This is a genomic window from Streptomyces sp. NPDC030820 (assembly GCF_055572075.1).
Genome location: NZ_JBVIEB010000007.1, coordinates 1 through 14,048, shown reverse-complemented (window position 1 = coordinate 14,048; position 14,048 = coordinate 1). Strand labels below are relative to the sequence as shown.

General features: G+C 69.3%; 12 protein-coding genes, 1 rRNA gene and 1 riboswitch. Of the genes, 1 reads left to right on the top strand and 12 read right to left on the bottom strand.

Features of this window, described 5'->3' with window-relative positions; translation table 11 throughout:
* Positions 1–66: 66 nt before the first annotated feature.
* Positions 67–2,952, bottom strand: coding sequence for an aminomethyl-transferring glycine dehydrogenase (gcvP, locus tag ACZ418_RS20080; protein WP_468364452.1), 2,886 nt, complete (start codon positions 2,950–2,952; stop codon positions 67–69).
* A 168-nt stretch (positions 2,953–3,120) separates the two neighbouring features.
* Positions 3,121–3,215, bottom strand: a riboswitch (glycine riboswitch).
* 119 nt (positions 3,216–3,334) lie between these two features.
* Here gcvP and ACZ418_RS20075 point away from each other — a divergent pair.
* Positions 3,335–3,706 carry a PRC-barrel domain-containing protein gene (locus ACZ418_RS20075; RefSeq protein WP_468364450.1) on the top strand — a complete coding sequence of 124 codons (372 nt, stop codon included), beginning with the start codon at positions 3,335–3,337 and terminating at the stop codon, positions 3,704–3,706.
* Here ACZ418_RS20075 and ACZ418_RS20070 read toward each other — a convergent pair.
* The 11 genes from ACZ418_RS20070 to rrf all read right to left on the bottom strand — a co-directional run.
* On the bottom strand, positions 3,628–5,043 hold the full coding sequence (locus ACZ418_RS20070) for a DNA polymerase IV (protein WP_468364447.1): 1,416 nt from the start codon (positions 5,041–5,043) through the stop codon (positions 3,628–3,630). The genes ACZ418_RS20075 and ACZ418_RS20070 overlap by 79 nt on opposite strands.
* 65 nt (positions 5,044–5,108) lie before the next feature.
* On the bottom strand, positions 5,109–5,792 hold the full coding sequence (locus tag ACZ418_RS20065) for a MerR family transcriptional regulator (RefSeq protein WP_468364445.1): 684 nt from the start codon (positions 5,790–5,792) through the stop codon (positions 5,109–5,111).
* 228 nt (positions 5,793–6,020) lie between these two features.
* On the bottom strand, positions 6,021–6,494 hold the full coding sequence (locus ACZ418_RS20060; protein WP_053666762.1) for a bifunctional nuclease family protein: 474 nt from the start codon (positions 6,492–6,494) through the stop codon (positions 6,021–6,023).
* Positions 6,495–6,579: 85 nt separating this feature from the next.
* Positions 6,580–7,317, bottom strand: coding sequence for a transcriptional regulator FtsR (ftsR, locus tag ACZ418_RS20055; RefSeq protein ID WP_468364442.1), 738 nt, complete (start codon positions 7,315–7,317; stop codon positions 6,580–6,582).
* A gap of 44 nt (positions 7,318–7,361) precedes the next feature.
* Entirely contained in the window at positions 7,362–8,189 is an 828-nt protein-coding gene (locus ACZ418_RS20050) for an FHA domain-containing protein (protein WP_468364440.1), read from the bottom strand.
* Positions 8,190–8,379: 190 nt separating this feature from the next.
* The gene (locus ACZ418_RS20045) at positions 8,380–9,237 is read right to left on the bottom strand and encodes a DUF881 domain-containing protein (RefSeq protein WP_468364437.1); all 858 of its coding nucleotides are present in this window, start codon (positions 9,235–9,237) and stop codon (positions 8,380–8,382) included.
* 5 nt (positions 9,238–9,242) lie between these two features.
* Entirely contained in the window at positions 9,243–9,575 is a 333-nt protein-coding gene (locus ACZ418_RS20040) for a small basic family protein (protein WP_003988855.1), read from the bottom strand.
* Positions 9,572–10,480, bottom strand: a complete 909-nt coding sequence (locus ACZ418_RS20035; protein ID WP_468364434.1) for a DUF881 domain-containing protein — start codon at positions 10,478–10,480, stop codon at positions 9,572–9,574. The genes ACZ418_RS20040 and ACZ418_RS20035 overlap by 4 nt, the downstream gene beginning before the upstream one ends.
* Positions 10,481–10,626: 146 nt before the next feature.
* A complete protein-coding gene (locus tag ACZ418_RS20030; RefSeq protein WP_468364432.1) occupies positions 10,627–13,122 on the bottom strand; it encodes a sugar phosphate nucleotidyltransferase in 2,496 nt (831 codons plus the stop codon).
* Positions 13,123–13,238: 116 nt separating this feature from the next.
* Positions 13,239–13,847: a CDP-alcohol phosphatidyltransferase family protein gene (locus ACZ418_RS20025; protein WP_468364429.1), complete on the bottom strand. Its 609-nt coding sequence runs from the start codon at positions 13,845–13,847 to the stop codon at positions 13,239–13,241.
* Between the two features lie 106 nt (positions 13,848–13,953).
* Positions 13,954–14,048: ribosomal RNA gene (rrf, locus tag ACZ418_RS20020) — 5S ribosomal RNA — on the bottom strand; the annotation flags it as partial.

The following is a 14,048-nucleotide window of genomic DNA, read 5'->3' as shown; positions in this document are numbered from 1 at the left end:
GGGCCCCGCCCGGAAACCGGACGGGGCCCTGTGGCACCGCTCGCTCAGTCCTCGTGCGCGACGACGTCAGTCCTCGTACGCGTCCAGCGGCGGGCAGGAGCACACCAGGTTGCGGTCGCCGAAGGCCTGGTCGATACGGCGGACCGGCGGCCAGTACTTGTCGGCGGCCGAGCCACCGGCCGGGAAGACGGCCTCCTCGCGGCTGTAGGCGTGCGTCCACTCACCGCCGAGCGCGGCGGAGGTGTGCGGGGCGCCCCGCAGCGGGTTGTCCTCCGCCGGCCACTCACCCGCGCCGACCTTCTCGATCTCCGCGCGGATGGCGATCATCGCGTCGCAGAACCGGTCCAGCTCGGTGAGGTCCTCGGACTCGGTCGGCTCGATCATCAAAGTGCCGGCCACCGGGAAGGACATGGTCGGCGCGTGGAAGCCGTAGTCGATCAGGCGCTTGGCCACGTCGTCCACGCTCACGCCGGTCGCCTTGGTCAGCGGGCGCAGATCGATGATGCACTCGTGCGCGACCAGGTTGCCGGGGCCGGTGTAGAGCACCGGGTAGTGCGGCTCCAGGCGCTTGGCGATGTAGTTCGCCGACAGCACGGCCACCTGCGTGGCGCGCTTGAGGCCCTCGCCGCCCATCAGCCGGACGTACGCCCAGGAGATGGGCAGGATGCCGGCGGAACCCCAGGGAGCGGCCGAGATCGGGCCGACGCCCGTCTCCGGGCCCGCGGCCGGCTGCATCGGGTGGTTCGGCAGGTACGGCGCCAGGTGCGAGCGGACCGCGACCGGGCCGACGCCCGGGCCGCCGCCGCCGTGCGGGATGCAGAAGGTCTTGTGCAGGTTCAGGTGCGAGACGTCACCGCCGAAGTGGCCCGGCTTGGCGAGGCCGACCAGGGCGTTGAGGTTGGCGCCGTCGACGTACACCTGGCCGCCGGCCTCGTGCACCTGGGCGCAGATGTCGGCGACGTGCTCCTCGAAGACGCCATGCGTCGACGGGTAGGTGATCATCAGCACCGCCAGTTCGTCGCGGTACTGCTCGATCTTGGCGCGCAGGTCCTCGACGTCGATCTCGCCGTCCTCGGCGGTCCTGACGACGACGACCTTCATACCGGCCATCACGGCGCTGGCGGCGTTGGTGCCGTGCGCGGAGGACGGGATCAGGCAGACGGTGCGCTGCTCGTCGCCGTTGGCCCGGTGGTAGCCGCGGACGGCCAGCAGACCGGCCAGCTCGCCCTGCGAACCGGCGTTCGGCTGCAGGGAGACCTTGTCGTAGCCGGTGACCTCGGCGAGACGTTCCTCCAGCTCGCGGATGAGCGTGAGGTAGCCCTCGGCCTGCTCGGCCGGGACGAAGGGGTGCAGCTGGCCGAACTCGGGCCAGGTGACCGGCTCCATCTCCGTGGTCGCGTTGAGCTTCATGGTGCAGGAGCCCAGCGGGATCATGCCGCGGTCGAGCGCGTAGTCGCGGTCGGCCAGCCTGCGCAGGTAGCGCAGCATCGCGGTCTCGGAGCGGTGCTGGTGGAAGACCGGGTGGGTGAGGAAGGCGTCGGTGCGCAGCAGCGCCTCGGGGAGCGTGTCCTCGGCGGTCGCGTCCAGCGCCTCGATGTCGCCTTCGACACCGAAGGCGGACCACACGGCGGCGACCTGAGCCCGCCTGGTGGTCTCGTCGCAGGCGATCGAGACGTGGTCGGCGTCGGCCAGGTGCAGGTTGACGCCGTGCTCCCGGGCGGCGGCGACGATCTCGGCGGCCTTGCCGGGCACGCGCGCGGTGAGGGTGTCGAAGAAGGCGCCGTGCACGATCTCGACACCGCCGGCCTTCAGGCCCTCGGCGAGGATCGTGGCGTACCGGTGGGTGCGCCGGGCGATGGCCTGCAGGCCCTCCGGACCGTGGTAGACGGCGTACATGCCGGCCATCACGGCGAGCAGCACCTGCGCGGTGCAGATGTTGCTGGTGGCCTTCTCGCGGCGGATGTGCTGCTCACGGGTCTGCAGCGCGAGCCGGTACGCCTTGTTCCCGTCGGCGTCGACGGAGACACCGACCAGACGGCCGGGCAGGCTGCGCGCGAACTTCTCGTGCACGGCCATGTAGCCGGCGTGCGGGCCGCCGAAGCCCATCGGCACACCGAAGCGCTGGGTGGTGCCGACGGCGATGTCCGCGCCGAGCTCGCCCGGCGAGGTCAGCAGGGTCAGCGCGAGCAGGTCGGCGGCGACGGTGACGAGCGCGCCGAGCTCGTGGGCCTGGTCGATGACCGGCTTGATGTCGCGTACGGCGCCGGAGGCACCCGGGTACTGGAGCAGCACGCCGTTGATCTCACGCGCGGCGATGTCGGCCGGGATGCCGTCGCCGAGGTCGGCGACGACCACCTCGACACCGGTCGGCTCGGCGCGGGTCTGGATGACGGCGATGGTCTGCGGCAGCGCGTCCGCGTCGACCAGGAACAGGCCCTTCTTGTTCCGGCCCATGCGCCGGGACAGCGCCATGGCCTCGGCGGCGGCGGTGCCCTCGTCCAGCAGGGAGGCGCCGGAGGTGGGCAGCCCGGTGAGGTCGGCGACCATCGTCTGGAAGTTCAGCAGGGCTTCGAGGCGGCCCTGGGAGATCTCCGGCTGGTACGGCGTGTAGGCCGTGTACCAGGCCGGGTTCTCCATGACGTTGCGCAGGATGACGGGCGGTGTGAACGTCCCGTAGTAGCCCAGCCCGATCATGGAGTCGAGCACCTGGTTGCGGTCGGCCAGCGAGCGCAGCTCGGCGAGCACCTCGGCCTCGGTGCGGGCGCCCGGCAGGTCGAGGGCGTAGGCGTTCTTGATCACGTCCGGCACCGCCGCGGCGGTCAGCTCGTCCAGCGAGCCGTAGCCGACCTGCGCGAGCATCTTGGCCCGCGCCTCCTGGTCGGGGCCGATGTGGCGCTGCTCGAACGGGATGCCCGCTTCGAGCTCCGAGAGCGGAATGCGATGGGCGGTCATTGCGGAGGCCTCCTGGTCTGACGCGACCTTCGAAGGGCACCACGGTGCGGGTGCCCCGACGGCCTCCCCCTCTGTCATCTCAACCTGAGAGCTTCACCGGGTACGTCCCGGCTTTCACCGTCGGTGAGAGCGGGAGCCGTCGACACCCGCCCTGCTTTCCAGAGTGACCTCGTCCGTGCGGTACGTGAGCCTGAGAGATTCCGGGGAGGATTTGCTCCTTCGGCGCCTCCGAGGTGGTCGGAGGACTCTCCCGCACGGGGTCAGCAGCCGCTGTCAGCCTACCAGCGGGGTCAACGACGAGGCCCTCGAGTGGCCGCCTCCCTGAATGTGCTCTTTCGTAGTGCTTACGGATGAGTTGCGACCACGTGGAGGGAGAGGGACCGTGCAGACCGACATCGATCCGCGCAACCTGATCGGCCGCAAGGCGTTCGACCGCAATGGCACCAAGATCGGGACCATCGACGAGGTGTACCTCGACGACGCGACCGGCGTGCCCGAGTGGGCGGCGATACGCACCGGCCTGTTCTCCCGAGACGCCTTCGTCCCCCTGGAACCGAGCGAACTGGTCGAGGGCTCCCTCCATGTCCCCTTCGACCGCGCCCTGATCAAGGACGCCCCCGACTTCGGCGTGGGCCGCCACCTCTCCCCCGAGCAGGAGCTCCAGCTCTACCACCACTACGGCCTGGACGTGGCATCGCCTCCCTCGGCCCCGGACCACGACTTCGGCAAGCTGGCGGGGTCGGAGGAAACCTGATCGGAGGCCCCCGCAACCAACGGCAACGGATCGGCGGGCTCCAGCGCAGGATCACCGACAAGAAACGTCCGCACCCTCCCCGGAGGGGACTGCGGCGTCTCGAACCGCACGGTGACCCGCCCCAGCCCACTCCCCTGCACCCACCCGTGCCCGTACTCCGCATGCCTCACGTCCTGTCCCGCCCGCCAGTGCCTTTCGACGGGCTCCGGCCGCTCCACGACGACCTCGGTCCCGGCCTCCTCCGGCGTCTCCGCCGCCCGCGAGGGCATCGCCTGCGCGAACAGATCCTCCTGGGTGTAGTCGGCGAGCCCGGAGACACCCACGCCCAGCAGCCGTACCCCGCCCGTGGTGTCCACCGAGTCCAGGAGCCGCGCGGCCGCCTCCCGGACGACCGCCGGATCGTCCGTGGGTCCCCTGAGCGTCTCGGAGCGGGTCAGGGTCGAGAAGTCGTACCTGCGCACCTTCAGCACGATCGTCCGCCCCGACAGCCCGGCCCCGCGCAGCCGCCCCACGCACCGGTCGGCCAGCCGCTGCACCTCCAGCCCGATCCGCAGCCGGTCATGGATGTCCACGTCGTAGGTGTCCTCGACCGACACGGACTTCGCCTCACGCTCGGCCACCACGGGCCGCTCGTCATGGGCCAGGGCCATGGCGTACAGCGCGTGCCCGTGCGCCTTGCCCAGCAGCCGGACCAGCTCGTCCTCGCCCGCCTCGGCCAGCTCCTCGACCGTGGTGATCCCGGCCCGGCGCAGATGGTCCCCGGTGGCCGGCCCGACCCCCGGCAGGGTCCGCACCGGCATCGGCCCCAGCAGCGCCCGCTCGGATCCCGGCTCGATGAGCACCAGGCCGTCCGGCTTGGCCTGCTCCGAGGCGATCTTGGCGAGCATCTTCGAGGCGGCGAGCCCCACCGATCCGGTCAGCCCGGTGACCGCCCGGATGTCCGCGCGCAGCTTGCTCGCGACCAGCCGCGCCGACTCCTCGTCCCAGGCCCTCCCCCCGGCCTCCAGGTCCACGAACGCCTCGTCCAGGCTGAGCGGCTCCACGAGCGGCGACAGCTCCCGCAGCAGCGCCATCACCTGCTCGCTGATCGCCCGGTACACAGTGAAGCGCGGCACCAGATACGCGGCGTTGGGTGCCAGCCGGCGCGCCTGGGCCATGGGCATCGCCGAGTGGACCCCGAAGACGCGTGCCTCGTACGACGCGGTGGCCACCACCCCGCGCGGCCCGAGCCCGCCCACGACGACCGCCTTCCCGCGCAGGCTCGGCTTGGATGCCTGCTCCACCGAGGCGTAGAAGGCATCCATGTCGAGATGCAGGATCGTGGGCGCGTTTCTCACATCTCCGATGCTGCACCACGGCACTGACAATGCCGTGGCGCCGGGAACGCTGCGGCGCCCGGCGCTCAGACCGCCCGGTTGCGGCGCCGCGCCAGCTCGTCCGCGGGGTTGTGCCCGACCAGCGTCTCGCCGGTGTCGATGCGCTCGCCGTGCAGCTGGGAGAGTGCGCTTTCCACGTCCCGCCACACCACGCCGACGGCGATCCCGAAGATGCCCTGACCGCCCTGGAGCAGGGCGTGGACCTCGTCCGGCGAGCTGCACTCGTACACCGTGGCGCCATCGCTCATCAGGGTCATCCGCTCCAGGTCGCGGAAACCGCGTTCCCTGAGGTGCTGCACGGCCGTGCGGATGTTCTGCAGCGAGACCCCCGTGTCCAGGAACCGCTTGACGATCTTCAGGACGACGACGTCACGGAAGCTGTACAGCCGCTGTGTGCCCGACCCGTATGCGGGCCGCACGCTCGGCTCGACCAGGCCGGTGCGTGCCCAGTAGTCCAGCTGTCGGTAGGTGATGCCCGCGGCCGCGCAGGCCGTCGGCCCGCGGTAGCCGATCTGTTCCGCCACCATGGACGCCGCCCCTCCGCCGTTCGGCACCACCGTCGGCCGCTGCGGAGCGTGAGCGACCGCGCTGCTCGGTTGGGGGTACCCCCTGTTCGAACGCAGCTGAGAGCTAGGGGGAGGGTACGGACCGCTCTCCCCGAACCCGCGTCCGGGGGCACCCCCAGCCGTACCGTCGCCGCTGGTTCTCACGCCGACCTCCGTCCTTGACCTGCCTTCACGACGGTAGGCAGTCACCAGGGGTGCGTCAACGATCGCCACACTCGGCACGCCGAGTGATAATCACCCTAGGAGTGGTTTCCCGTGTCCCACCGCGGGGAAAGGCTAGCCGAATGCTTTCGGGGGAGGCCGTAGGACGCTCTCAATGGCCGGTGGCAATTGCCCGCACACGGGGCGGCGACGCTCACCGGCCGTTCGACCTCACTGGCTGCTGGTGCCGAAGTCCTCGGGCGAGATCTGGTCGAGGAACTCGCGGAACTTCTCCACCTCGTCCTCCTGCTCGTCCGGAATGGCGATGCCGGCGTCGTCCAGCACCGCGTCACTGCCGTAGATCGGCGTTCCGGTGCGCAGGGCCAGCGCTATGGCATCGGAGGGGCGGGCGCTCACCTCGACACCGCTGGCGAAGACCAGCTCCGCGTAGAAAACACCTTCACGCAGATCGGTGATGCGTACCTCGGTCAGCTCCTGGCCGACGGCCTCCAGCACGTCCTTGAACAGGTCGTGGGTCAGCGGCCTGGCGGGGGCCATGCCCTGCTGGGCGAACGCGATCGCCGTCGCCTCCCCCGGCCCGATCCAGATGGGGAGGTAACGGTCGCCTCCCACTTCGCGCAGGAGCACGATCGGTTGGTTGGAGGGCATTTCGACCCGGACACCTACGACATCGAGCTCGTTCACACAGCAACCCTAGGCCGTGCCCGGGACGTTTGGGTAGTCGGGCCGGGAACAGGTGGCCGATCCGGCCGCTCACCGCCCCCGCTGCTCAGGGCAGCCGCACCCCGAGAGCGGTCTGCACCAGTGCCGAGTGCAGCTTCACCGTGAGCGCCGCCAGCTCCTTCGTACGGGCTTCGGCAAGGGCCCTCGTCTGCGGGTTGCGGTGGCGCTTGAGGGGGGCCACCACCTGGTCGACCAGTCCGGCCTCGCGGTCTGCGGCCGCCTTCATCACCCGAAGGTGGCGCGGCTCGATCCCGAACCGGCCCAGTTCGGCGACGAGCGCGGCCACGGTGACCGCCTCGGCGTCGTACGCCCCGTCCTCCAGGGGAGCGATGAGCCCGTACGACTCCCACTCCTTGAGATCGCCCTCGTCGATCTCCGCGGCCGCCAGCAGCTCGGCCCTGCCGATCCGGGCCACCGTGGGCACCACGGCCGGCTCCGGAACGGGCTCAGCGGTGCGCTGACGGCCCACGAGGGGCAGCTGGACGGCCTCGCCCCGCTCCATGGCGTCCAAGTGCTCGCGGATGACCTTGAGCGGAAGATAGTGGTCCCGCTGCATCCGCAGCACACGCGCCAGGCGCTCGACATCCCCGGCGCTGAACTTGCGGTACCCCGAAGGGGTCCGCTGCGGCTCGATGAGCCCCTCCGACTCCAGGAAACGGATCTTGGAGATGGTGACTTCGGGGAACTCGTCGCGCAGCACGTTCAGCACCGCGCCGATGCTCATCAGCCCACTGTCCCTGGCGGCGGTACCGCTTCCGGCACCGCCGCTCGGTGTTTGAAGCATGGACCTTCCCTGGGGGTCCCCCCGGACACCGGTCCGGGGGCGGGTCAGATGCCCTGCCGGCTCGCGTAGAACACCAGCCGGTACTTGCCGATCTGCACCTCGTCACCGTTCGACAGAGCAACCTGGTCGATCCGCTCGCGGTTGACGTACGTGCCGTTCAGACTGCCCACGTCGGCCACGGTGAACGAGCCGTCCGGGGTGCGCCGGAACTCCACGTGCCGACGCGAGACCGTGACGTCGTCCAGGAAGATGTCGCTCTGCGGATGACGGCCGGCCGTGGTCAGGTCGCTGTCCAGCAGGAAGCGGCTGCCCGAGTTCGGTCCCCGGCGCACCACCAGCAGCGCCGAGCCCATCGGCAGCGCGTCCACCGCGGCCTGCGCCTCGGGCGACAGCATCGGCATCTGCGTCTGGCCGGTGACCTCGGCGTCGTAGGCCTCCAGACCGGAGATCGAGATCGTGGACGTCGTCTCGGAGGCACGCTCCGGCGCCACTCCGGGGCGCAGCGGCGCGCCACAGTTGGAACAGAAGCGGGCGTTCTCCGCATTGCGGTTACCGCACCTCGTACACACCAGGACCGACATGGACGGATCCTCCTGCGGCTGCCCCGCCGGGGCGTTGGACGCGTACGGACCGGGGGCGAACCCTCCACCCGCACCTGAGGTTGACGGTTGCCCGAAACCTATGCCGCCGGACCGGGCAGGGTCAACCGACGCCCCGCTCTGACCTCCGGAAATGTCACCGCCCGGACCAGCGACCTGGTCCCGGAACAGCGGGCGCTGGCCCTCCGCGTCGGGCTGTGCGCGATGACGAGCGGTCGCGTTGTCGCTGCCCTCTCGCGCGCTCTTGCGGAACAACTTCGCAAACAACTTCACGGGCGATTCCCCTTGACCGAAACAGACCCGCCCGTGGGGCAGGACGAACCCTGATTGCCTACACCGGCCGAGCCGGACATTCTCACAACGTCCGTATCCACCAGACAGTTTCCACCACGCACCACCTCTTCGGTGCGCCGACCCCCCGCAACCTCATGCCCCTGCCGGACGTCCCCCATGCACCGCCGGTTCACTGGGAGGACGACCGAGCGTAGTCAGGCCGCTTCGCCTGTCGCAAGGCGTCCACGACGATCTTGCCCGACTGCTGGACCGTCACCGTGGCCTGCTCCTTCTCCAGCGTCTGCACCACGCCTCCCGGGATGTTCAGCGCCGGCTCCAGGTCCTGCGGCTTGCCGATGACCTGGAAACGATAGGGGGCGTTGATCTTGTTCCCGTCGACGCCGATGCCGTCACCGGAGTCCGTGAAGTAGGTGCCTGCGACCACCCGGACCCCGTTGACCTGGATCGCCTCCGCACCGGCCGCGCGCAGCTCCTGGATCGCGTCGAGCAGCATGTCCGCCTTGACCGTCCCCTTCGTGTCCTCGATCGTCATCGTGATACCGGGACCCTGCGCCGCCACGGTGCCCGCCAGAATGCCGAGTTGCCTCTCCTTCTCGGCCGTCTGCTTGCGAGCCTCCGCCGCCTGGTCGGAGCTGCTCTGCAGTTCCTGGCGCTGCTTTTCGAGTCCCTGCTTCTCGTCCTCAAGACGCTGAGTACGCGAATCCAGTTCATCGAGAATGCGAACAAGATCTTCCTGGCGTGCGCCGCGCAGCGCGCTGTCGGTGTCGCTGTTGGACGCCACCTGCACCGCCAGGCCGAAGCCCAGGCCGAACAGCAGCAGGGCGACGATGAGTTGCGCCCGGGTGAACCGCGGCGGCCACAGTCCCTTGACCAGCCGCTGCCGGCCGGTCGGCGGCTGCTCCGCCTGCTGCTCCGACGCAGGCTCGGGTGCCCGCGCGGGCACTTCCTCGGGCAGTTCCTTGCGCAGCCTGTTCTCCGGCTGCTCCGGCTTCTCCGGCTGCTCGTTCTGTTCGTTCTGCTCGCTCATCGGTGTCACGCCCGGAACACGTGCCGCCGGATCGCCGCGGCGTTGGAGAAGATCCGGATGCCGAGGACGACCACGACACCCGTGGACAGCTGCGCACCCACGCCCAACTTGTCGCCCAGGAACACGATGAGGGCGGCGACGACCACGTTCGACAGGAACGACACCACGAAGACCTTGTCGTCGAAGATCCCGTCGAGCATGGCCCGCAGCCCGCCGAAGACGGCGTCCAGCGCCGCGACGACGGCGATCGGCAGATAAGGCTCGACGACCGCCGGAACCTCGGGCCGGACCAACAGGCCGGCCACGACTCCCACGACGAGGCCCAGTACGGCGATCACGATGTGCCCTTCTCAGTCTTCTCGGTGCTCGGCTGTGCTGTGCGTACGATCACACTCGGTGCGGCGGGCAACCGTACGTCACCCTCCGTGGAGATGGTGGCGCGGATGCCGAAGTTCTGCTCCAGTGCGTGCAGATACAGGCCGTCCGCGCTGTTCTGGAACCCGGTGTTCAACCGTTCCCCGTCCCCCACCGCCAGCACCGTGTACGGCGGCACCAGCGGCCTGTTGTCGACCAGTATCGCGTCCCCGGCGGCCCTGATCGCGGACAGGGCGGTCAGCCGCTGCCCGTTGATGGAGACGGCCTCCGCGCCGGACTCCCACAGCCCGTTCACCACGCGCTGCATGTCCCGGTCGCGCACCCGGCCGGTGTCGGAGAAGCCGGAGGTCTCCCGCGGGTTGGTGCCGTCACCGCCGGTGCTGGCCTCCTTGGCGTCGTCCACGACGAGCTTGACGCCCGGACCGTGGACCGCCGTGGCACCCGACAGCACGCCCACCAGGTCCGCCTGGGCACTGCCGCCGCTCGACTTCAGCGCCGCCCGCTGGCGCGCGCCGACGTCGTCCCGCAGCCGGTCGACCGTGCCCTCCAGCTTGTCCGCGTTCGCGGTCTCGCTGTCGATGCGGTCGATCAGTTCCTGCCGCTCCTTGGCCACCACGGGCGCCGCCGCCTGCGTCTGTGCCGCCCCGACGGTCACGACCAGCGCCGCGAGGACGAGGCCGGCCGCGAGGCCGAGCTTCGCCCTGAGGGTCCTGGGCAGGCCGCCCTCGCCCTGGGACTTCTTGCGGGCGGCGGCCTCGGCATACCCGTCGTCGAGGCTGTGGTCCATGACGTTGGTGATCAACGACATGGAGGCGTCCGGGCGCTGCGCCCGCGTGGGGCTGCTCCGAACGGGGGGTTGCTGCGGCATGTCGCACATCGTCGCATGTCGCGCGGAGTACCTCCGAATGGCCCCACCGGCGTGCCGGACAGGCCCCCCTTGGGGGACACTTGTCCGGCACGCGCGCGTGCGTAGGTTTTGCCGTGCGGTGGCGTGTACTTCCTTACCGCCGGGCCCTACCGTCCGGCGCTGTCCACGACGGCCGACCACTCGTCGAGCAGGGCCTGCGCCGAGGCGTCATCGGGTCCCTCGGCCCACAGATGGGTGACGGCCTCGGCCGGGTCGGGCAGCACCATCACCCAGCGCCCGTCCGTCTCCACGACCCGTACACCGTCCGTCGTGTCGACAAAGCGATCCCCTGCGGCCTCGACCACCCTCCGCATGACCAGACCCTTGACGGCCCACGGCGTGGCCAGGTCCCGCTTGAGGACATGCGCCCGCGGGATCCGCGCGTCGATCTGGCTCAGCGTGAGCTGCGTGCGCGCCACCAGCCCGATCAGCCGTACGAAGGCCGCCGTGCCGTCGTAGACGCTGCTGAACTCGGGGACGATGAACCCGCCCTTGCCGTCGCCGCCGAAGATGGTGCCCTCCTCGCCGCCGACGCGCGTGAGGTCGTCGGGCGAGGTGGTGGTCCACTCGACCTGGGTGCCGTGATAGGCGGCCACCTGCTCGGCGATCCGGGTCGTCGTCACCGGCAGCGCCACCCGGCCGCTGCGCCGCTCCGCGGCCACCAGGTCCAGCATCACCAGCAGCGCACGGTCGTCCTCGATGATCCGGCCCTTCTCGTCCACGAGCGACAGCCGCTCGCCCACGGGGTCGAACCGGACACCGAACGCGGCCCCCGAGGACGCCACTATCTCGCCGAGCCGCACCAGCCCCTTGCGCCGTATCTCGGCCGTCTCCGTGGGCCGGGATTCGTCAAGACCGGGGTTGATGGTCAGCGAGTCCACCCCGAGCTTGCCGAGCAGGCTGGGCAGCACCAGCCCGGCACTGCCGTTGGAGGCGTCGACGACGACCTTCAGGCCGGATTCGGCGATCCCGGTCGTGTCGACGTTCCGCAGCAGCGATCCGGTGTACGAGTCGAAGACACTCGCCGGGAAGTACAGGTCGCCGATCTCACCGGGGAACGCCCGCCGGTACTCCTGCCGCGCGAACACCCGGTCCAGCTTGCGCTGGCTGCCCTGTGACAGGTCGGCGCCGTTGCCGTCGAAGAACATGATGTCGACCGAGTCCGGGACACCCGGCGAGGTCCGGATCATGATGCCGCCGGCACTGCCGCGCGCGGTCTGCTGCCGGGCCACGGGCAGCGGTACGTTCTCCAGGTCGCGTACGTCGATGGCGCTGGCCTGCAGAGCGGAGATGACCGCCCGCTTGAGCGCGCGGGCGCCTCGGGAGTGGTCGCGGGCCGTGGTGACCGTGGAGCCCTTCTTGAGGGTGGTCGCGTAGGCGCCGGCCAGCCGAACGGCGAGTTCCGGCGTGATCTCCACGTTCAGGATGCCGGACACACCGCGGGCGCCGAACAGATGGGCCTGCCCCCGCGACTCCCAGATGACGGAGGTGTTGACGAAGGCACCGGCCTCGATGGTCTTGAACGGATAGACCCGGACGTTGCCCTGAACGATCGATTCCTCGCCGATCAGGCACTCGTCACCGATGACCGCGCCGTCCTCGATCCGCGCCGCACGCATGATGTCGGTGTTCTTGCCGACGACGCAGCCGCGCAGATTGCTGTGCTGTCCGACGTACACGTTGTCGTGCACGACGGCCTTGTGCAGAAAGGCGCCGCTCTTGACGACGACGTTCGAGCCGACGACCGTGTGCTCCCGGATCTCCGCGCCGGCCTCGACCTTCGCGTAGTCGCCGATGTACAGCGGCCCGCGCAGCACGGCATCGGGATGCACCTCGGCTCCCTCCGACACCCACACCCCGGGAGAGATCTCGAAGCCGTCGATGTCGACGTCGACCTTGCCCTCGAGAACGTCGGCCTGGGCCTTCACATAGCTCTCGTGGGTGCCGACGTCCTCCCAGTAGCCCTCGGCGACGAAGCCGTAGATCGGCTTGCCTTCCTTCATCAGCTGCGGGAAGACGTCACCGGACCAGTCGACCGGAACATCGGGTTCGACGTAGTTGAATACCTCGGGCTCCATGACATAGATGCCCGTGTTGACCGTGTCGGAGAAGACTTGTCCCCAGGTCGGCTTCTCCAGGAAACGCTCGACCTTGCCTTCCTCGTCGACGATGGTGATGCCGAACTCCAGCGGATTGGGCACGCGGGTCAGACAGACCGTGACCAGCGCGCCCTTCTCCTTGTGGAAATTGATCAGCTCCGTGAGGTCGAAGTCGGTCAAGGCATCACCGGAGATGACGAGGAAGGCATCGTCCTTCAACGCCTCTTCGGCGTTCTTGACGCTTCCGGCGGTACCGAGTGGCTTCTCCTCATTGGCATACGTGAGCTCCATTCCGAGCTCTTCGCCGTCACCGAAGTAGTTCTTGACGAGCGATGCCAGGAACTGCACGGTGACAACGGTCTCGGTGAGCCCGTGCCTTTTGAGCAGCCGTAGCACATGCTCCATGATCGGGCGGTTGGCCACAGGTAGGAGCGGCTTGGGCATGCTAGAGGTCATGGGGCGCAGGCGAGTGCCTTCGCCCCCGGCCATCACGACGGCCTTCATGTCGGAAGCGTCCTCCTCACAAGAGACGACGGTCTAGCCGACTTCACCCGTCCAGATTGTCCCGCACTTTTCCACCGCGGGCCATCGTGGCGTAACGTCCGGGACAATCGCCGAGCTCAATCGGCCATGGCGTCCGCCCGAACCAAACGGCGGACCTGTACCACGTAGAGCACTCCTGCCCACCAGTAGAGGGTTGTACCCCATCCGGCGAACGCCCATCCGAAAACAGCGGCCAGTGACGCGATCCAACCGCTCCCGTCACTGAGGAGCAACAACGGGAAGGCGTACATCAAGTTGAAGGTGGCTGCCTTCCCGAGGAAGTTCACCTGGGGCGGCGGATACCCGTGCCGGCGGAGGATGCCCACCATCACCAGAAGCATCAGCTCTCTCGCGAGCAGGAGGGCGGTGATCCAGAGCGGCAGGATCTCCCGCCAGGTGAGACCGACCAGCGTGGAAAGGACATAGAGCCGGTCGGCGGCGGGATCGAGAAGCCGGCCGAGACTGCTGATCTGATTCCAGCGTCGGGCGAGCTTGCCGTCGAGATAGTCACTGATCCCGCTGAAGGCCAGCACGAGGAGGGCCCAGCCGTCGCTCTTCGGACCCCCGAACTCGGGCCTGAGGATCAGCCACAGGAAGACGGGTACGCCGACGAGCCGTGCCATGCTGAGGATGTTGGGGATGGTGAGGACACGGTCCGTCTGGACACGCGTCTCCTGGACCTCCACCCGGGGCCTCCTGTGCGAAACGAGCCAACGATGCTCCCTGACCCTACCTCAACGCAAAAAAGCTCCGGCCCCTGGGCTGTGCCCAAGAACCGGAGCTGTAAAAGGAGTTCGGCGGCGTCCTACTCTCCCACAGGGTCCCCCCTGCAGTACCATCGGCGCTGTGAGGCTTAGCTTCCGGGTTCGGAATGTAACCGGGCGTTT

Coding starts and splice junctions, on each gene's coding strand:
- gcvP (WP_468364452.1), bottom strand. CDS start 2,952: ATGACCGCCCATCGCATTCCGCTCTCGGAGCTCGAAGCGGGCATCCCG.
- ftsR (WP_468364442.1), bottom strand. CDS start 7,317: ATGCTTCAAACACCGAGCGGCGGTGCCGGAAGCGGTACCGCCGCCAGG.
- ACZ418_RS20045 (WP_468364437.1), bottom strand. CDS start 9,237: ATGAGCGAGCAGAACGAACAGAACGAGCAGCCGGAGAAGCCGGAGCAG.
- ACZ418_RS20035 (WP_468364434.1), bottom strand. CDS start 10,480: ATGCCGCAGCAACCCCCCGTTCGGAGCAGCCCCACGCGGGCGCAGCGC.
- ACZ418_RS20030 (WP_468364432.1), bottom strand. CDS start 13,122: ATGAAGGCCGTCGTGATGGCCGGGGGCGAAGGCACTCGCCTGCGCCCC.